18 protein-coding genes are annotated in these 20,103 nt (G+C 52.2%); 1 reads left to right on the top strand and 17 read right to left on the bottom strand.

The features are described from left to right. Positions 1-2: 2 nt before the first annotated feature. From GPK90_RS14825 to GPK90_RS14815, 3 genes are all read right to left on the bottom strand, one after another. Positions 3-551 carry a biotin transporter BioY gene (locus GPK90_RS14825; protein WP_118299020.1) on the bottom strand — a complete coding sequence of 183 codons (549 nt, stop codon included), beginning with the start codon at positions 549-551 and terminating at the stop codon, positions 3-5. A 355-nt stretch (positions 552-906) separates the two neighbouring features. Next, positions 907-1,407: a GNAT family N-acetyltransferase gene (locus tag GPK90_RS14820; RefSeq protein ID WP_118298995.1), complete on the bottom strand. Its 501-nt coding sequence runs from the start codon at positions 1,405-1,407 to the stop codon at positions 907-909. 387 nt (positions 1,408-1,794) lie between these two features. Further along, complete coding sequence (locus GPK90_RS14815; RefSeq protein WP_118530718.1) at positions 1,795-2,520, bottom strand: RluA family pseudouridine synthase; 726 nt, start codon at positions 2,518-2,520, stop codon at positions 1,795-1,797. Between the two features lie 135 nt (positions 2,521-2,655). Between GPK90_RS14815 and trhA the strand changes: the two genes are divergently transcribed. Beyond that, positions 2,656-3,312: a PAQR family membrane homeostasis protein TrhA gene (trhA, locus tag GPK90_RS14810; RefSeq protein ID WP_118298993.1), complete on the top strand. Its 657-nt coding sequence runs from the start codon at positions 2,656-2,658 to the stop codon at positions 3,310-3,312. A 577-nt stretch (positions 3,313-3,889) separates the two neighbouring features. On the opposite strand, the gene GPK90_RS14805 is transcribed toward trhA, so the two are convergent. From GPK90_RS14805 to infB, 14 genes are all read right to left on the bottom strand, one after another. Beyond that, positions 3,890-5,479, bottom strand: coding sequence for a D-alanyl-D-alanine carboxypeptidase family protein (locus tag GPK90_RS14805; RefSeq protein ID WP_215703321.1), 1,590 nt, complete (start codon positions 5,477-5,479; stop codon positions 3,890-3,892). Further along, complete coding sequence (locus GPK90_RS14800; RefSeq protein WP_118298991.1) at positions 5,476-5,751, bottom strand: GIY-YIG nuclease family protein; 276 nt, start codon at positions 5,749-5,751, stop codon at positions 5,476-5,478. The genes GPK90_RS14805 and GPK90_RS14800 overlap by 4 nt, the downstream gene beginning before the upstream one ends. Before the next feature lie 420 nt (positions 5,752-6,171). Next, complete coding sequence (locus tag GPK90_RS14795; RefSeq protein ID WP_346011269.1) at positions 6,172-7,728, bottom strand: SPOCS domain-containing protein; 1,557 nt, start codon at positions 7,726-7,728, stop codon at positions 6,172-6,174. A 75-nt stretch (positions 7,729-7,803) separates the two neighbouring features. Beyond that, entirely contained in the window at positions 7,804-8,454 is a 651-nt protein-coding gene (cysE, locus tag GPK90_RS14790; protein ID WP_215703320.1) for a serine O-acetyltransferase, read from the bottom strand. 150 nt (positions 8,455-8,604) lie between these two features. Further along, positions 8,605-9,048 carry a protease complex subunit PrcB family protein gene (locus GPK90_RS14785; protein ID WP_215703319.1) on the bottom strand — a complete coding sequence of 148 codons (444 nt, stop codon included), beginning with the start codon at positions 9,046-9,048 and terminating at the stop codon, positions 8,605-8,607. 154 nt (positions 9,049-9,202) lie between these two features. Then, on the bottom strand, positions 9,203-9,481 hold the full coding sequence (locus GPK90_RS14780) for a type II toxin-antitoxin system HicB family antitoxin (RefSeq protein ID WP_118298987.1): 279 nt from the start codon (positions 9,479-9,481) through the stop codon (positions 9,203-9,205). Between the two features lie 126 nt (positions 9,482-9,607). Continuing rightward, positions 9,608-11,827 carry a polyribonucleotide nucleotidyltransferase gene (locus GPK90_RS14775; protein WP_215703318.1) on the bottom strand — a complete coding sequence of 740 codons (2,220 nt, stop codon included), beginning with the start codon at positions 11,825-11,827 and terminating at the stop codon, positions 9,608-9,610. Between the two features lie 278 nt (positions 11,828-12,105). Then, positions 12,106-12,372 (bottom strand): 30S ribosomal protein S15, encoded by a 267-nt coding sequence (gene rpsO, locus GPK90_RS14770; RefSeq protein ID WP_118298984.1) that lies wholly within the window; start codon positions 12,370-12,372, stop codon positions 12,106-12,108. A gap of 289 nt (positions 12,373-12,661) precedes the next feature. Continuing rightward, the gene (locus GPK90_RS14765) at positions 12,662-14,446 is read right to left on the bottom strand and encodes a L,D-transpeptidase family protein (protein WP_215703317.1); all 1,785 of its coding nucleotides are present in this window, start codon (positions 14,444-14,446) and stop codon (positions 12,662-12,664) included. A gap of 88 nt (positions 14,447-14,534) precedes the next feature. After that, positions 14,535-15,479 carry a bifunctional riboflavin kinase/FAD synthetase gene (locus tag GPK90_RS14760; protein WP_215703316.1) on the bottom strand — a complete coding sequence of 315 codons (945 nt, stop codon included), beginning with the start codon at positions 15,477-15,479 and terminating at the stop codon, positions 14,535-14,537. A 1-nt stretch (position 15,480) separates the two neighbouring features. Beyond that, complete coding sequence (truB, locus tag GPK90_RS14755) at positions 15,481-16,383, bottom strand: tRNA pseudouridine(55) synthase TruB (RefSeq protein ID WP_215703315.1); 903 nt, start codon at positions 16,381-16,383, stop codon at positions 15,481-15,483. A gap of 55 nt (positions 16,384-16,438) precedes the next feature. Next, on the bottom strand, positions 16,439-17,581 hold the full coding sequence (locus tag GPK90_RS14750; protein WP_252197491.1) for a DHH family phosphoesterase: 1,143 nt from the start codon (positions 17,579-17,581) through the stop codon (positions 16,439-16,441). Between the two features lie 12 nt (positions 17,582-17,593). Then, complete coding sequence (rbfA, locus tag GPK90_RS14745) at positions 17,594-17,986, bottom strand: 30S ribosome-binding factor RbfA (protein ID WP_142412148.1); 393 nt, start codon at positions 17,984-17,986, stop codon at positions 17,594-17,596. 22 nt (positions 17,987-18,008) lie between these two features. After that, a partial coding sequence (gene infB, locus GPK90_RS14740; RefSeq protein ID WP_215703314.1) for a translation initiation factor IF-2 occupies positions 18,009-20,103 on the bottom strand: 2,095 nt, incomplete at its 5' end.

Below are 20,103 nucleotides of genomic sequence, written 5' to 3'. Positions count from 1 at the left end.
TCTTATCCAAGTCTCCCTTCCCTGATCATCGGGATCATCCGTTTTCCGATCGCCGCAGCCAGAATGCACAGCGCGATATCCCCCGGAACTGCCAGCAAGAAGCAGTATAAAAACAGCGGCCACAGACCGATCGGTGTGTTCAGCACGAAATTACTGATCACATAATAGTAGACCATGCCGAACGCATAGACGATAAAAAGGCCGATGAAATTTGCTGCCAGAAGCCGTCCGTAGCCGGGATGACTTTTCTCATTCGCGATCCGTCCGGTCACATAAGCGGCCGCCGCAAATCCGATGATGTACCCGAAGCTCGGCTGAAAGATGTAGCCAGGCCCGCCGCCCTGCGTAAAGATTGGGAGTCCCGCCAGGCCCAGCACGATGTAGATCACGACCGCCAGCGCCCCGTTTCCGGGGCCGAGAAGAAGCCCGGCCAGCATAGTGAACAGAAACTGCAGGGTAAACGGAACGACCGGAACAGGAACCTTGATAAATGCCCCGACTGCGATCAGCGCGACAAACATCGCGCACAGCACAAGGTCTTTTGTTTTCATACGCTTCAAAATGATTTCCTCCTCAAATACATGAACGTCCCGGCAATCCGGAACATTTTCCCTTGAAATGTCTGAAATCTCCAGCGATCCGGAGCGTCTCAGCTTTCTGCACATGCGCATGCTTTTCCCGTCTCTCCCATACCTTCTGAGACAGCCGCCGCCATCCTCAGATCCCGGGTGGTATCACAGAGAAGAACTGAGAAGGAGCTTATCACAGAATTTTCGTATTGTCAACCTATTGTTTTTATATGGTTGACAATTATATTAAAAAGATACCGACTAAGCTCTATGGCCTACTCGGTATCCTGGTATCATTACGTTTTATCGTTCCTGTTCCCGCGCGCTTCGAACAATCTCACTTCATCCACTCAAACGCGATCCGCGGTGTTCCATCCGGAACGTAAATGATCCCGCATCTCTCAAATCCCTGTTTTTCCAGGGCTTTCTGCATGACTTTATTATGTTCGTGGGTATCGATCCTGATATGGGAGATGTTGGATTTTGCAAAATCCATGATCCGCCCGATGACATTGTGAAGGGTTCCGTCGCTCGCGACACGATGTACCGCGGCGTATGGGGCATCGGATTTCCACTCGCCCTGCTCAATCACCGCGTAGCATGGGTCTGCGCCGATGATAAAAGCAAAGGCCGCATGGATCTCGCCTGCTTCCTCGAGAACGTACAGATTTCCTGCTTCAATATCCCCCGGAAGCAGACGCTCCGGAGCATCTTCGCCGTCCCACTGGCTGAAATTCCCGTGGTCACGCATGAACTGGCGGGCGGCCGCGTAGATTTCATGGATTCTCGGAAGATCGGCCGGAGCTGCTTTTCTGATTGTAAAGGTATCTTCTGTCATGGATTTCATCCTCCTGCATATGTATATTTTTCACTGGCCTGTTTTCATCATTGTATCACAGCATATTTTGCAAGACAATCTGTCATTTTTTGCGTAAGGATCACAGGGAGGAAAATCCACCGGGATCCTTTGCATCCCGCCCTGTGATCCTCAGTGCAAGTTTCCTGCCACTGCTTATTACTTTACGCAGCAAAAGCGTGAGACTTACTTGCTCTTGTTAAAATATTTCTTCAGTCTTTCCCAGGGCTTACCATGGAATCACCTGTTTTCTGTTCTGTACTTCCTTTGTACTGCTCATAGTATGGTCCAAAATCCGCCTGCTATGCGCGCTGATAACAGGTTCCCTGTTCCATTTTTTCCATGAATCGCATTCCCCGGGCAGTCACATCACCTAAAAAGCTGGAACACACCGCCCGCCGGTTCCATCGCAAACGTCATTTCTTTTTTTGTCACCGGATGGAAAAAAGTCAGCGATGATGCGCAAAGGGCGATCGACTCTCTCTGTCCGCAAAAATTTCCGGCTGATGTTCTTTTTTCTGCCGCCATGCCATACTTCATATCCCCATAAAGCGGCGTTCCATGATACGCCATCTGCACACGGATCTGGTGATGTCTTCCGGTCTTTAATGCAACTTTTACGAGACTCAGCCCTTTTCCGGGCATCCCATTCTCTTCCCCATCGATCGTTTTTAACACCTCATAGGAGAGCTCCGCCTTCTTTGCTCCGGTTATCCCCTTATCCACAACCTGTGAATAATTCCCGTCCGGTGTTTTCACCAGATAATCCACATAGTTATCCACCGTATTCACAGGCTTTCCGTAGACAACTGCCGTGTAGATTTTTTTCATCTTATGGCTCTGAACCTGCTCACTCAAAGCCGCTGCTGCCCGTTTCGTCTTCGCGTACACCATTACACCGGAAACCGGCTTGTCCAATCTGTGGATAACTCCCACATACGGTTCCTTCCCCGGTGTGCATGATTTGTTGATAACCAGGTGTTTTTTTACCTCACTCACCATATCCGGCGCGAATCGTTTTGCCGCCTGGGATTCCACTCCCGCCGGCTTTACGACGACGATGATCTCGTCATCCTCGTATAATACTTTTAACATCAAAATATTTCCCCTTGCATATTTTTATCGTAAGTGGTATAGTATATTCAAACATGATAAGTAGTTTTCAAAACTACATATCATGTTTCTGGTATTTAATACAGGTTACTCATTCACATGATTGGAGGAATGATTATGGAACTGAAAATAAAAGATCCCGGAAGCGCGCTGACTCACTTTATCGCAATGCTGGCCGCTATGGCTGCCGCAGCGCCGCTTCTCGTAAAAGCCGCATCCGTCCCCGGAACGATGCATTTAAAGGCGCTCAGCGTGTTCATCGTCAGTATGATCCTGCTCTACGCCGCAAGTACGGTCTACCACACCTTCGATATCTCGGAGCATGTCAATAAACTTCTCCGAAAGATCGATCACATGATGATCTTCATCCTGATCGCCGGAACTTACACTCCGGTATGCCTCATCGTCCTCGGAAACCGTTCCGGATACCGGATGCTGTCCCTCGTCTGGGGCATCGCGATCGTGGGAATCATCATCAACGCCCTCTGGATCAACTGCCCGAAGTGGTTCTCCTCCGTGATCTATATCGCGATGGGCTGGGTGTGCGTCATGGCGATCCGTCAGATCGTCGCAGCCCTGACTCCTGCCGCTTTCGCCTGGCTCCTCGCCGGCGGGATCATCTACACGATCGGCGGCGTGATCTACGCTCTGAAACTGCCGATCTTCAACTCAAAGCACAAAAACTTCGGCTCCCACGAGATCTTCCACCTCTTCGTCATGGGAGGAAGCTTCTGCCACTATATGATGATGTACGGATATGTGGCAGCTGCATAAAATTTTCGTAACTGTTCAGTACCTTCACACCTACAGGAACCTCCCCCGGAGCTTCCCTTCGGATGCATGGCAAGTTACACGCAAAAATCCATTCCAGATCGGCTGCGCCGATGGGATTTTTGCCTTCAAACCCATGTTTTCTTACGGTCAGCGCAGTAAATGCGCAGACCTACTGAACAGTTACAAACTTTCCAACTACACCAATTTCTATTGTTTTCATTTCCGGCGCGGCTAAAAACCGCGCCTTTTTCAGTATAGCAGACTTCGGCTGCTTTGTCATTCTGAACTGTTTTGGCGGTTATCCTGCCTGGTTTCATAGAAAGTTCCATCGGCATTTCCTGTGAAATGAAACAATTGAAAACACGCTTCGCGAGTTTCCCCTTGTTATCGCGACAGTCGGCCAAGGTCTCGCGCAAGCGCGGGCTTTGGCTCGTTGTTCGCGTAAACAGAAAAAGCAGAGCCTGCCAGCATTTCGCCAGCAAGCTCTGCTCCTTTATTATTGTTCTTATGCATGACCGGATTCTTACCCCGGGCGCTTTTCCTCACAAGATCCATATTCCGGATCCTGCCTGTCTTTTTATCGTTTCCGTCTCTTTTCGTCCCGCTTCCGCTTCTCCTCGAGCAGCCGGTTGAATTCGGCTTCCGCGTCGCCGCCTTCCGCCATGAGACGCTGCCTTCTCTTTTCACGCCGGAGTGCTTCCGCTTCCGCCTCTTTCTTGTTGCTCTGGATCCTGAACCAGATACCGCCGCCGATCAGGGCTGCTGCCGCAAGGATCCCCACAATGATCAGGACGATCTTCACCGGGAATGCAGCTCTTACATCTCCGCTTCCGGCCTGGTCCGACGCGTCTTCACTGTCTGCCGCAGTCGTCACATCCGTTTCTCCCATGGTCTCCGTCTCTGTCTGGTCATCGGTGTTTCCGTCATCGGACGAAGGATCCGCTGCGTCCGCACTTTCTTCGGACGGTTCTTCCGCAGCCATGGTCTCCGTCCCGCCTGCTGCCTCCGCAGCCGCGAGCGCCTCCGCCCCCGCCTTCGTCATCAGGTACGCGGATCCGATCTTTCTCTCGTTATAAATATAGTTCAGGACGCCGACCGTTCCCTCCGGCGCTCCGTCCGGAACCGCACCGAGACTCAGCTCCGCGTCCGCAAAGCTCGCATCCTTCGGGAGTGTGATCTTCTTTCCCGCCTGGACCGCCAGATCAGACGGTGCATAGCTTGTCCCGTTGACATCCACCTGGTCATCGCCTGTGACATATCTTGTCTCATTCTCCGCGATGTCCACGTTCTGGAAACGGTTCAGTCCAAACTGCAGGAGATTCTTTCCGTCTACAAAATACTGTCTTGGACTTCCCTTTAAGATAACAGATACGACACGTCTACCGTCCTTCTCTCCGTATGTAACGAGTGTGTTTCCCGCTTTTAAAAGATACCCTGTCTTTCCGGCAACCGCCTCCGGACAGTAGTACGGGCTCTCGGTATCCTCCGTGATCACAAGGCGGTGCTCATTTCTCACACTCACCCCGTCCGGGTTGTTCGTGGTCGCACCGACCTTCCATGATTTCGCGGAGCTGATCTCTAAAAGCTTCGGATTGCTGTACGCCGCAGCTGCGATCTTTGTCATGTCGAACGCAGTGACAACCTGATCATCATTGTTGAGTCCTGACGGATTCGCAAAATGGCTCTCCGTGCATCCAAGCTCCGCGATCTTCGCATTCATCATATCCACGAAATCCGGGATGCTGCCCGCGACATGTTCCGCCAGCGCGTTGGCCGCCTGGTTCACGGACGCCAAAAGCAGCGCATAGAGACAGTCCTCAACCGTCATCGTATCGCCAGCCACGAGGCTTAACTTATTTCCGCTGTCCGCCTCCACGGAGTTCATCGCTTTGTCCGAGTAAGTAACCGTATCGGTAAGGTCCGCATGCTCCAGCACTACAAGCGCCGTGAGGATCTTTGTGATACTCGCCGGATAATATTCCACATGGCTGTTCTGTCCGAAGAGCATCGTTCCCGTGTCCACGTCCATGACAGCTCCGGCTTCCGCCTCGATCCCCGTATCGGACGGCCAGTCCGGTCTCGCGAACGCCTGTATCGTCCCCATCTGGGCAAATACGAGCACGCCGCAGAGTACCTTTGCCAGTTTCTTTTTTAACGTATGAATCATAAATCTTTTCTCCCTGTGTTCCGGTTATTCGGCCCCTGGGCCACCAGCTCCTCTTTCTGTTTCCGGGAAAGCTGTTTTACCTTTGCTTCCCGGCTCATCGCCTCTTCCTTCGTCTCGAACGTCTCATACCACACCAGCCGCACCGGCCGCCGCGGTTTCGTATATTTTGCGCCGCGCCCGGAATTGTGCGCGTTCACCCGCTTTTCCAGATCATTCGTCCATCCGCAGTAAAGCGTTCCGTCCGAACACTCCAGAAGATATGTGTAGTTCATCTGCCGTTCTCTCTTTCTCAGGTTCCGGTACCCAGGCACTCCCTGCCCGCGCACCGCAGCGCGATCTTCCGATGCTTCGCGTTCCGTCTTTTTACATATTATGTAAACGGCAATGGGACCATGGAATCCATTACCGTCCTCCGAAAGCCAGCGCCTGCGGAATCTATATGAAAGCATCGGGATGCCCTGTTCTGTTGTGATACTGTTATTTTATGCGGCGTCATCAGAAAGGTTCCGGAAGCTCCGGAAGCAATTTTTTTCTCTTTCCGGCGTGCGCAAAAAATCCGCGACCATAATGGTATCATACGGAATTTTCAGTTCAGAAAATTCCTACCCGCGAAAAGTAACAAAAATCCCACTCATACCATTATATAAAATTTTCCCCGAATTGCAACCAGACATTCGGGGAAAATAAAAATTTCAGCCCTGTACCGTTTTTACCAGGATCAGCCTGTCACCGGACCGGATCGTGCTGTCCGTCAGATGATTCAGTTCCATGATCCGCTCCACGCTGGTGTGGAACATCCTTGCGATCTTCCAGAGCGTATCTCCCGGCTTCACCACATATCCGATGATCCCCGGCATCTTCTTTAACTTCTCTGTATCAAGCGGCTCCTCCGTCACCGCTGCCACAGTCTGCACACACACAGGAGTCAGCACCAGCACATCCGCCGTGATCTGCGCCTTCACCTCAACGGCATCCCCGCCTGCCATGACCGCGGAAAGTCCGGAAATCCCCGGCGCGATCTCGTAGACCGCATCCTGCGGCAGTCCGTCCGCGGCTGCCATCAGATGAAACGGCAGGACCTCCGACGCCGCACCGACAGGCGCCTGATCATCCGCCGTCAGGTACAGAAGCCGGACCTCCAGCACCCCGTCCATGTGGATCCCGTCCTCCCTGATCTGCACCTCGTCGATCTTCACATCCCCGTCAGCATGGCACACCTGAAGGATCCTCTGTCGCCCGGTGAGCTGTATCTTCTCCTGGAGCTTTGTCCGCGCCTGGTTCCGGACCGCCAGCGTATCAAAACATACAGTGCCTGTCTCCGGGATCACTTCCCGGTCCAAAGCATAGAGGTCGCTCAAAAGCTCCACCTCTTCCTCCTCATAGAGCCTGATATCCAGCTCCATGACCGCGTCCACGGCGATCTCCCGCAGCTCCCCGTCGGCATCCGGCTGCAGCTCTAGATCCCGGTGCACCAGCTTTACCGTGATAAACGGGATCATGTCCTCCGCCGACTCCGTAAGCTCCACGTCCCCGGAAAACGGAACAGTCTCCTCAAAACACTGCACCGGCATCTGCCCGCCGCCTGCCGAGTAGACTGCGAACACGAGAAGATCTCCGTTGATATGGATCTTCCCGTCGAGCGGCTTCGTCTCCACATCCTGAAGACGCATATCCTGCCACAAAAGAGTCTCCGCATCCGGATTATTTCCCGGTATTGAAAGTACCTCCCGCACCCGGAACGTATCCCGCCGCCGCACAGCGATCGCCGCCACGGTCAGCGTCTTCTTTAACACCTCGACCTCACCGTCAAACTTCGCATCGGACGCCGCCTCCATGTCCCGGATCTCGTCCGCCCTGAGGTTCAGCGTCACGAGTGCCTTGACATTCAGCTTTCTCGAATTGATGAGACTCACGTTCAGATCATCCAGCTCCCATCCCGCCTGAACATAATCATTTTCCGAAAGTCCCGGCATATGTACCGTCTCCGTAAACGGAATGCTGCCCGCGAGCGCCGTGAGTTCCCCGCCGGGACGCCGGTACAGGATCCGAAACTCCAGCTTTCCACTCACCTCCGCCTTCTCACCGGGATTTTTCACCGAGTCGATCTTTACCTCCCCGTTTTCCATGATCAGCTCCTCCACATCATCCATGGAATCCGGCACATTAAAATCGTCATCCAGGGTCATCTGGGACGTGACGTTCCCCCGGCGACGATTCATGTGGATATGCTTCTTCAAAAGTTCCATCATAAAAACGCCACCATACCTTTCCAGTTTATGCTTCAGGAAATTGTATGATGACGTTTAACATTTTATACCTGCTGTTTACAGCTCCTTCTTCGCCTCTTCCAGCTCTTTTTCAAGCTCCCACACCCGGCGCTCCAGCTCATCGATCGTGTCCTGGATCTTACAGATGTGCCCCATATTGACCTTCTTCGCCGGATCCTTCACCGGAAGACCGTCCTTCTTCACCTGCCTCGCCGGAATTCCCGCAGCCGTACTGTTCTCCTCCAATGGCTTCAGAAGGACCGCATTCGCCGCGATCTGACAATTATCCCCAACCTCAAAAGCACCGAGGATCTTCGCTCCGGCTCCGATCAGGACATTATTTCCGATCGTCGGATGGCGCTTTCCCTTCTTGGTTCCGACGCCGCCCAGAGTCACACCCTGATAGATCGTACAATTATCCCCGACAACCGTAGTCTCCCCTATCACGATCCCGCATCCATGGTCGATCAGGATCCCATGTCCTAAAACTGCCCCCGGATGGATCTCGATCAAAGTAAAAAATCTGGCAATCTGAGAGATCAGGCGCCCAAGAAACCGCATATTATGCGTCCAGAACCAGTGAGCGATCCGGTGCCAGATCAGCGCATGAACTCCCTGATACAACAACAGAACCTCCAGCGCACTCCTGGCCGCCGGATCCCTCTCCTGCACCGCCTTAACATCAAGCCAGATATCCTTCAATAACATCCTTTTCCTCTCCTTCTGTCATTCATCCGTAACCATCAAAGATCACCCAGCCCGTTCCGGCACAATCCCCTCCGGACAGCTTGCAGATCCGCCAAAATAATTACCAGTATTTTAACAGAATTCATCGCTAAAGTAAAGTGCTAAACTATCCTACTGAAACACCACCGGCTTATCCCGAAACTCCGTCCTCACGATCAACACCGGAAACGACTCTTCCGTCCCCTTCGCCTCCCCGGCCTCCGGCCCCTGAAGCTCCGTCCGGATCACGATCGAATTATCCGTCTCATAAAGCGCCTTCACTGCCACACTGTACCCGCCGCCCTTCTGAGGTCCCTCACCGATCACAATATACATCTCCTGCCCGTCCGCATATGTAAGCTTAAACGCTTTCTCCCTCTTCTTATCGATCAGCTCCTTCAGCGCTGCCGGAATATCCGCCTCCCCGCTGACCGTAAACTCCAGATCCTCTCCCCTTTTCTCCTCCGAAGCCCCGGACTGACATCCAGTAAATGCCGCGATCCCGCCCAAAATGACCATCAGGACTCCCAGCACCGTAAGCACCTTTCTCGCGCGTTTTGGCAACCGTCTGAACATAAAATAAGATCCCCATCATGGATTTTGTTACAATCCTATTCCGGGGATCTTGAAATTATGATGCTCTCACATCGTTACAATCCACGGGCACTTCCTGCCCGTGAAAATAACCTCATATCTGCATTTCAGCGCAGAGACGACCGGTTCTTTTCCCTCAGTCGCTGTCCGGCAGAAACTTGATCTTCACCATGATCTGCTTTGCAACCTGATTCTCCGCAAGCTCAATATCATCCACATGAGTCGCGAACGGCAGATCGCCCTCAAACTCCTCAAGCTCCACACTGATCCAGTTCTGCGCCGCATCACGGGCATTCTCGATCGCGTCCTCTAAGTCAGCGCCATCTGCCTCACACATCTCCAGATCCGGGAAAAATGCGTGAAAACCGGTTCCGTCTTCCTTCTTTGTAAATACAGCAGGATATGTAAATGTCATGATACTCTCCTTTCCTATAAAACGAAAACAGGCCGCAGGCTGCAAAGCAAAACGCTGCAGGCTGCGGCCCATGTTTTATATAGCGGGTGATCTTCTATAACTGTTCATTACCTTCCCAGTTTTCGATTACTCGTTATCCTCTTTCTTATCAGAACGCTCACGTCTGTCGTCGCGGCGTCCGCCTCTTCTGTCGTCACGTCTCTCCGGACGGTCGCTTCTCTCGCGTCTCTCCGGACGAGTCAGCTTCTCAAGATCAGCTGTCATGTCCTCCGGTCTCATCGTCAGGTTGATTCTGCCCATGCGGTCTACCTCAACGACTCTTACGGTAACCTCATCGCCAATGTTGACAACATCCTCAACCTTAGCGACGCGCTTGTCAGAAAGCTTGGAGATGTGAACCATACCATCCTTGTTCGGAGCAAGCTCAACGAATGCACCGAATTCCATGATGCGGACAACCTTACCTGTGTAGATCATGCCCGGCTCGACATCTGTCACGATGTTTCTGATGGTAGCGATAGCCTTGTCGATCATCTCCTGATCAGTACCGCAAACGTTTACAGCACCGTCGTCTGTGATGTCGATCTTAACTCCTGTCTCCTCGATGATCTTATTGATCACTTTACCCTGCTTGCCGACTACATCGCCGATCTTAGCCGGATCGATGGTGATCTGTGTGATCTTCGGAGCGTACTTGGACAGAGTCTTTCTCGGCTCGCTGATAACCGGAGCCATAATGTTATCCATGATGTAAAGTCTTGCTTCACGGCAGCGTCTGATCGCCTCCTCGATGATCGGGCGTGTTAAACCGTGGATCTTGATATCCATCTGGATCGCAGTGATACCTTCGTGAGTACCGCCTACCTTGAAGTCCATGTCTCCGAAGAAGTCCTCAAGACCCTGGATATCGGTAAGAACGATATAATCGTCATCTGTCTCGCCTGTTACAAGACCGCAGGAGATACCAGCTACCATAGTCTTGATCGGAACACCTGCTGCCATAAGGGACAGGGTAGATGCACAGATGCTGGCCTGGGATGTGGAACCGTTGGACTCCATTGTCTCAGATACAGTACGGATCGCGTACGGGAACTCTTCCTCGCTCGGGAGTACCGGTACAAGAGCACGCTCAGCAAGAGCGCCATGACCGATCTCACGGCGTCCCGGTCCTCTGGACGGCTTTGTCTCGCCTACGGAGAAGGACGGGAAGTTGTAGTGGTGCATATATCTCTTAGTTGTCTCATTCTCATCAAGACCGTCAAGACGCTGTGCCTCGGAAAGCGGAGCCAGTGTGCAGGCATTTAAGATCTGAGTCTGTCCACGGGTGAACATACCGGATCCATGTACACGCGGAAGGATGTCGATCTCAGCAGCTAACGGGCGGATCTCGTCGATGCGGCGGCCATCCGGACGCTTGTGGTCTTTTAAGATCATCTTTCTTACGGTCTTCTTCTGATACTGGTAAACAGCCTGTCCGATAAGCGGAAGCCACTCTTCGTTTTCAGCGAAAGCCTCTTCGAGACGCTCTGTGATCTGGCGGATGTTCTCCTCACGTTTCTGCTTCTCGTCTGTAAATACTGCCTCTTCCATCTCAGCCGGCGGAACGATCTCTTTGATCGCAGCGAACAGCTCATCCGGAATTGCGCAGCTCTCGTAAGTGTGCTTTTCTTTACCACACTCAGCAACGATGCGGTCGATGAACTTGATGATCTCCTGGTTTACTTCATGTGCCTTGAAGATCGCATCGATCATGGTCTGCTCCGGAACTTCCTTTGCACCGGCCTCGATCATGATTACTTTCTCTCTTGTGGAAGCAACAGTAAGTGCAAGATCAGATACCTTCTTCTGTGCAGAAGTCGGGTTGATGATGAACTCACCGTCAATTAAACCAACCTGTGTCATTGCGCACGGGCCGTCGAACGGGATATCGGAAATGCAGGTAGCGATCGCAGAACCGAGCATTGCTGTAAGCTCCGGGCTGCAGTCCGGGTCAACAGACATAACAATGTTGTCAAGTGTTACGTCGTTTCTGTAGTCCTTCGGGAATAACGGACGCATCGGACGGTCAATAACACGGGAGGTAAGGGTTGCATTTTCGGATGCCTTTCCCTCTCTCTTTGTGAATCCGCCCGGGATCTTACCTACAGAGTATAATTTCTCTTCGTACTCTACACTTAACGGGAAGAAATCGATCCCGTCTCTCGGCTTGTCAGATGCTGTTGCGGTAGAAAGAACAACAGTATCGCCGTAGTGCATGAAAGCTGCACCATTTGCCTGCTTTGCAACACGGCCAACCTCAACAGTGAGGGTACGTCCTGCAAGTTCCATGGAAAAACTCTTAAACATGGCTTCGTCTCCTTTTCATTCATTTGCGACAGAAGAAGCCGAAATGGATCTGTCCGTCAACAGGCCGGGACCTGCCGGACATCCATCCGAAACTACTAAACTGGACACGAGTTACAATCCATGGGCACTCCATGCCCCTGCACTGCAGCAGGATTTTTCCGATGTTTCTCATGCACACTTTAGCGGTCTCGGACGTTTCTTCTGCCAATATTTTGTTTACTTAGATAACACAAAGGTGGAGTACACGAAAAACATGCGCTCCACCCATAAGTTTGCTATTACTTTCTGATGCCTAACTTCTCAATAAGAGCACGGTATCCTTCAAGATCTTTCTTCTTCAGGTATGCAAGAAGACCACGTCTCTGACCAACCATCATAAGAAGACCACGTCTGGAGTGATGATCTTTCGGGTTAACTTTTAAATGCTCTGTGAGCTCAGCGATTCTCTCTGTAAGAATTGCGATCTGAACCTCCGGTGAACCTGTGTCGCCCGGTTTTCTGCCATACTCAGCGATAATAGCTGCTTTCTTTTCCTTTGAAATCATTGTGATTTCCTCCTTAAAATTCTTAAAACTTACCGATCACCAGGTCCCGGTTGGAGTTATCCGCAGACCGAGCGTCGGCGCTTTTCGCATACTCCGACAGTATATCATACCTGTCTGCAAAAGTAAATCACTTTTTATTGCTTTAGATCACTTTTTAGCTTCAATTGTAATCTCCCACCAGGAAGCGCGAAGCGCTTTCCCCTCTTACCGACGATTCCCAGCGGTGAGCTTCCGGGCTGGAGCGCCCGGAAGCTCACCGCGTACTCCCGCCAACCAGCTTTCACTCTCCTCAAAATCCCGGTCCAACCTCCTGCTCCGTCGTCCCTTCCGTCTCCGGCGCAAACCCCGGTCCGACACTCTCCTGATCACCGCCCGCCGCAGGCGTTGTCGGCGCTTCCGTAGTCGGTGCCGCTGTTGTAGGAGCCGCCGTTGTCTCCGGTGCTGCCGTTGTCGGCGCTACTGTCGTCTCCGGTGCTGCCGTCGTCGCAGCAGCCGTAGTCGCCGCCGTCTCATCCTTCTTCGTTCCGCTCGTCGAAGCACTCTCCGTACCGTCTAAATGGTAGCACAGGACCGGATCGCCCGCCGAAATATTCTCGTAGATCGTCTTTGCGACCGCCGGCGGCAGATTGACACATCCATGAGAACCGTTCGTCTTGTAGATCGTCCCACCGAACGTCTTTCTCCAGTTCGCGTCATGAAGACCGATCCCTCCGTTAAACGGCATCCAGTAAGATACCGGCGTCGCATATCCCTGTCCCTTTAAAGTCGCATTCCGCTGCTTATAAGTGATCGAATATGCTCCTGCAGGAGTACTCCAGCCCTTCGCCGCATTTCCCGATACGAAATCCGACTGGACCACCAGCTTTCCCTTCACGTAGAAATAAAGATGCTGTGCCGTAAGGTTGATCTCCACATATGTATTCCCGTAATCATTCCCCGTCCGGCTCGCGCCCTTCTGGGAATACTCCGGCTCCCTCGAGGTCTGTTCCCCGTTTTTGATCAGGCTCACAAGCGTCGCTGCCTCCTTCGCCTGATTGATCTTATAACCGTAGCTTCCGCCGGTGATGGAAACCGTCTTCCCGTAGGATGTCTTCAGACTCTTCGCTTTATACGCAGTATCATAAGAGGCAGCCAGCTTCTTGACATACTCAGTCGCCTTTCCCTCATTGATTCTGACACTCGTTCCGTTCACAGTCAGCCAGTTGTGGATCTCATCTCCGCTCAAAGTCTCAGACTTGTCACCGAATTGATAAGTGATCCTTGCCCCGACATACTTGTTCATCGTCTCACAAGCCGTCTTTAACGCCTCGTCCTCGGAAGTGATGGACGGAGACACATAACATCCCTGTTCCTCCAGATCCACGCTCTCCGCCAGAGACATGACCGCAGCGGCCACCGCCTCTTTCACCTTGTCCTCCAGAAGCTCCGTTCCCTCATCTTCTTTGATGATCGTGTAGCCCCCGGACGTATAATCAGAGATCTTCGCGTCCTGCGGTTCTCTCATATTTTCCTTATCCATGCAGGAAAGACTGTCCACCGCTTCGCCCAGCATCTCATCATTGTATCGGATCAGCGCGTCCGTATTCACCTCATTCACGGATTTTCCGAAGCGGTATTTTCCCCACTCCATCGGTTTCTGGGCCGCGATCGCCTTCGCCAGGGTATCGTCAAACTCCGCGTAGAGTCCCACTTCTTCCCCGGTGATCGACTCGGAGAGATCCTCACGCCCGTTGATCGTGAGTTTGTAGCCCTTTAACTGCTCCATGATCGCGTCTTCCACTTCCGCCGCCGTCTTTCCTGTCACATCCATCCCGTCAACGATGGTTCCCGGCAGAAAACATGTCTTGTATTTTAAAGATTCATGCCAGTAAAGTCCGCCGCCAACGGCTCCGACGAGGACGACCACGCCGCCGCACACGGCAGCGATCTTCACTGCAAGATCCTTATTTATTCCAGGTCCGCGGTCTCTTCCCCGTTTTCTTCCTTTCTGGGCTTTGAATTCCGCATATGTCATCGTCGGCTTCTGCCCGGACGTTCCTTTTCCCTCGCCATCCGGCTTATTTTCTAACTCCAATTTTCCTTCTCCACTTTTCCAGTCATTCTGCCGCCTTTTTTCTTTCAAGATCCAGGCGCATCCTTTTCTGACTCTGTTTTATCTGTATTCAGCCAAGCTGGCTTTTCTGAAAAGAGTGATAGCGTTCCCTGCACTCCCTGATATCATGATCCAGCTGCGCTTTCAGCGCGTCGATCGATGCAAACTTCATCTCCGGTCTCACAAAATCGAGGAGCTCCACTTTCATCTCTTTTCCGTAGAGATCCCCCGAAAAATCATAGAGATATGTCTCCACACCGATCGGATTATCCCCGGAGATCGTCGGTTTCGCTCCTACATTCGTAAGGCCTCCGTAAACCTTTCCGTCCACAGTCACCCGCGTCACATAGACGCCGAACTTCGGAAGATGCTTCACAGCCGGCGGGATCAGATTCGCCGTCGGATACAGCTTTGTATGCCCGATCGCATTTCCATGCTCCACTTTTCCGGTGACAAAATAACAATATCCCAGCAGGTCATTCGCCTTCCGGATATTTCCATCCGCCAGCATTTCCCGGATATAGGTGCTGCTGATGATCTTTCCTTCCTCATCGCGCTCTTTATCCACGATAAAATAGCGATAACCATACTCTCCGGAAAGCCGCTCCAGCATCGCACAGTCCCCGGCCGCTTTGTATCCGAAATGGCAGTCCGGTCCGGAGACAATGACTCCGGCGTTCATCCGCCCGACAAGAATATCGGAGATAAATTGTTCCGGTGCCATATGGCAGACTTCCTCGTCAAACGGGTACTCCACGATATAATCCACGCCGACCTGCTCCAGGAGCATCTCGCGCTCCGGGTTCGTCATGATCATGGTCTGCATTTTTCCCTTCACGAGCGTCCACGGAGGCGTCGCGAACGTGAACACGGCGATCTTAAATCCCTGTTCCTTCCATTTCAGCATCTCGTGCATCAGCTTCTGGTGACCTCTGTGAAGTCCGTCAAACTTTCCGATGCTGACAACTGTCTTCTCTTTGATCTGAAACTCTCTGGTTTCTGCGATGTACTGCATGTCAATTTCCTCCCAGAAAGATTTTCTCCGGATAGTACATCCGTTTTTCCGCGTCATACCGAAATGCGCCGATAAACGTTCCATCCGAATGGTAAACGCGGAACATGTCCCCGTCTGTTACATTCTTCACCGCGCGGCTGCGGAACGGATTTCCGTTCTTTAAGAGCTTATCCAGCTCCTCCGTCTCCGATCGGATCTCCGGAAGATCTTTAAAGACTTCCTCCACCGGAAGTACCACCTCACCGAGGCGCCCTTCCTCCTTCAACTTCTGAAGATCATCCAGCTTCAGGCTGTCTTTGATCTCAAATCTCCCCACTTTCGTGCGGAGCAGTTCCTTCATGCATCCGCCGACGGAAAGCTTCGCGCCGATATCATGGCACAGGGTCCGGATATACGTTCCCTTTGAGCAGGACACGGTCATTGTGACCTCCGGGAGATCTATCGTCTCGATCTGAATATCGAAGATCTTTACCGGGCGCGCCTTCCGCTCCACGGTCTTTCCCTCTCTTGCAAGTTCATATAATTTCTTTCCATCGACTTTTAACGCCGAATACATCGGAGGAACCTGGTCATAATCCCCGGTAAAGGAGAGGACTGCCTCACGGACCTGACTTTCTGTAAGTCCTGACGTGTCCTTTGTCCCGATCACTGTCCCCGTTGTATCCTCCGTGTCCGTCTCCGTTCCCAGAAGAAGAACAGCCCGGTATGTCTTATCATGATCGGTCAGCATATCGCAGAGTTTTGTTCCTTTTCCGGCACACACCGGAAGAACGCCTTCCGCCGCCGGGTCAAGAGTCCCTGTATGACCGATCTTTCTCTGTCCGAGGATCCCTCTCATTTTCGCCACGACATCGTGGGAGGTGAATCCTTTTTCTTTATATACGTTAATAATTCCGTCGTACATTCTTTCCTCCGCTCTTATGGACACACGGTCCCGGAATTTTCATTCCAGAAAATTTTCACCCGTGAAAAGCAGCATTTTCATCCCACTGCTCTTTGATCTTTCCGCTGATCTTCTCTGCGATCTCCTCCGGCTTTCCTGTCATCGTGCAGCCTGCAGCCTTTACATGACCGCCGCCGCCGAAGCTCTGGGCAATCCTGCTCACATCAACCTCCGAGTTCGTCCTGAGGCTCACCTTATATTCGTCCGAATTTCCCGTCTCATAGAGCAGGAATACGACCTCTGCGCCCTCAATGACTCGCAGCTGGTCCACGATCCCGTCCGTCGCCTTGACCGTGCATCCGTATTCCTTTAACTCATCCGTTGTCACCACAGTATAGATGCAGCGGTCGTCGAGGATCCTGACACTGTCGAGGAGCGCACGTCCGTGAAGTTTTGCCTGACCGTATGTCTTTGCGAAAAAGCTCTCATCGATGATCTTCGGGAAATCGATCCCTTTCTCCATCAGGAACCCCGCGATATCCATGGTCTTCCTGGAGGTGTTGGAATACTTGAAGACGCCTGTGTCATGGGCAATCCCTGTATACAGGCACTCTGCGACCGCTTTGCTGATCTTGTCCTGATCGAGGAGACCAAACAGCACTTCGCTCGCGGAGCTCGCCCCGCTTTCGATCACATTGACCCTGCAGAGACCTTTGTTTGTGATATGATGGTCGATACAGAACGTGTCCTTTGCCGTCTCCCGGTAAGGTGCGAACGCACCGAGGCGCGGAACATCGCTGGCATCCGATGTGATGCAAAGATCGAATGTTTTTGTTCCGTCATATTCTGTGTGTACATCATTATAACCGGAAAGATAGGAAAATTTCACTCCCATTTTCTCCAGATAGACCGAAACCTCAAGTCCCTCATAATTTTCCTTCAGATAATTATAAAGTCCCAGGCAGGATCCGATACAGTCCCCATCCGGGTTTACATGTCCTAAGATCACGATGCTCTTCTTTCCCTCCAGCATCTCATCAAGAATTCCCAATGCTTTCGCCTCCTCGTAATCAGAAAAATCCGGCAGAATCCGCGCCGCGCGCGTCTGACCGGATTCCTCCATATGATCCTCCGCGGCTGCTTCATTTCCGCAGCCGCGGTGCGTCTTCTGTTCCGATCGTTCCGGCTCCCGGATACTCCTCCGGACCGCTCCGATCATTCACCAGATTTTCTACTGGTCGTCGTTTTCTTTCTTATCATCCTCATCCGGCAGATCCTTTGTCACCTCATCGATGAGTTTTGACATGCGGACGCCGTACTCGATGGACTGATCCAGCACGAAGAAGATCTCCGGAGTATTCCGGAGGTTGATCTTCTTCGCGAGCTGGGTCCTGATAAAGCCCTCCGCGCTCTTTAAGCCGCGGATCGTATCTTTTGCCTGCTCCTCATCCGCAAGAACGCTGATATACGCCTTGCAGATCTTGAGGTCCGGTGTGACCGAGACCTGGACCACGCTTGTCATCGGATGAATGCGCGGATCCTTGAGCTCGGAGCGGATGATCTCGCTCAGAGCTTTCTGGACCTCGCCGTTGATCCGGATATTTTTAACACTGTTTTTTCTCATGATATTACCTCTTCTTTAAAACCTATCTCGGTACCTCTACCATGATGTAAACTTCGATCATATCGTCTTCCTGGAGATCGTTGAATCCCTCGAATACAAGACCGCACTCGTAACCTGCTGCAACTTCCTTCACATCGTCCTTGAAACGCTTTAAGGATGCAAGCGGTCCCTCGAAAATCTGCTCACCGTCTCTTGTGATGCGTGCCTTGCTTCCGCGGGTGATCTTACCGTCAAGCACATAGGAACCAGCGATCGTGCCGACTCCGGATGCCTTGAATGTCTGGCGGACAACCGCATGACCGGTTACCTGCTCCTCGTATACCGGGTCGAGCATACCCTTCATGGCTGCCTCGACATCCTCGATCGCCTGGTAGATGACACGGTACAGACGCATATCGACTTTCTCGCGGTCTGCGATGGACTTCGCCTGTGCGTCCGGACGAACGTTGAAACCGATGATGATCGCGTTGGAAGCGGATGCAAGGGAAACATCGGACTCGTTGATCGCGCCGACGCCGCCATGGATGACTTTGACAACAACTTCCTCGTTGGAAAGTTTTACGAGACTCTGTTTTACAGCCTCTACGGAACCCTGTACATCGGCTTTTACGATGATCGGAAGTTCCTTGACATTTCCGGCCTTGATCTGGGAGAACAGGTCGTCTAAGGAAAGTTTTGCCTTTGTATCTTCGATCAGCTTGTTCTTGCTCTCAGCGATGAATGTCTCAGCGAAGCTTCTCGCCTCTTTCTCGTTCTGGTGGGCGATGAAGATCTCGCCTGCGTTCGGAACGTCATTGAGACCGAGGATCTCGACCGGAGTGGACGGGCCTGCCTCTTTGACACGGTTGCCCTTGTCGTCCATCATCGCGCGGACTTTACCGTAGCAGCAGCCTGCCGCTACTGCGTCGCCGACTCTTAACGTACCTTTCTGTACGAGAACAGTTGCGACCGGTCCTCTTCCCTTATCAAGCTGCGCCTCGATCACAAGGCCTCTTGCGCGGCGGTTCGGGTTTGCCTTTAGCTCTTTTACTTCTGCTGTTAAAAGGATCATCTCGAGAAGTTCCGGGATTCCCTCTTTTGTATGTGCGGAAACCGGTACGAATACGGTATTTCCGCCCCAGTCCTCAGGGATCAGCTCATACTCGGATAATTCCTGTTTTACTCTCTCTACGTTTGCGCTCGGCTTATCGATCTTGTTGATCGCAACGATGATCTCAACGCCTGCGGCTTTCGCATGGTTGATCGCCTCAACGGTCTGCGGCATAACACCGTCGTCCGCTGCTACTACGAGGATCGCGATATCGGTTGCCTGGGCACCGCGCATACGCATGGCTGTGAACGCCTCATGACCAGGTGTATCGAGGAATGTGATCTTCTGGCCGTTGTAATCTACAACATAAGCACCGATGTGCTGTGTGATGCCGCCTGCCTCTCTGGAGGTAACGTTTGTCTGGCGGATCGCATCGAGAAGAGAAGTTTTACCGTGATCGACATGACCCATTACGCAGATGACCGGCGGTCTCGGAACCATGTCCTTCTCGTCCTCTTCATCCTCTTTTAAGAGTTCCTCGATGACATTGACTTTCTTCTCTTTCTCGCAGAGAACGTCATATTCCATTGCGATCTCTTCGGCTTTCTCAAAGTCGATCTCCTGGTTGATCGTCACGATCGTGCCCTGTAAGAAGAGCTTCTTAACGATATCAGCCGGACGTAATTTCATCTTTTCCGCGAGTTCCTTGATGGTGATAACCTCCGGGATCACGATGGTCTTGATCTCCTCGACCTTCGCCTCCTCCTTCTTCGGCTGCGGCATAACCGGAGCTTTTACGCCCTTCTGGCCCTTTCCTGGTTTGCCTTTCATCTCCATGTCGCGGTCTTTCTTTGCGTCATGCTCTTTCTTGTAAGCATTCTTGCTCTGCTTCGTATTCTGCTGCTTCTGTGCAAGCGGAGTATCGAAGGACGGTTTGGACATGCCCATTCCGCCGCGGTTTCCACCCTGACGGTTGTCATTTCTGCCCTGGAAGCCACCCTGACGGTTTCCGTCGTTTCTTCCCTGATAGCCGCCCTGACGGTTTCCGTCGTTTCTTCCCTGGTAGCCGCCCTGGCGGTTTCCATCA

Origin of the sequence: Clostridium sp. MCC344, from assembly GCF_018785365.1 — a bacterium.
Classification (GTDB): Bacteria; Bacillota; Clostridia; order Lachnospirales; family Lachnospiraceae; genus Pilosibacter.
This window is presented reverse-complemented; position numbering and strand designations above follow the sequence as displayed.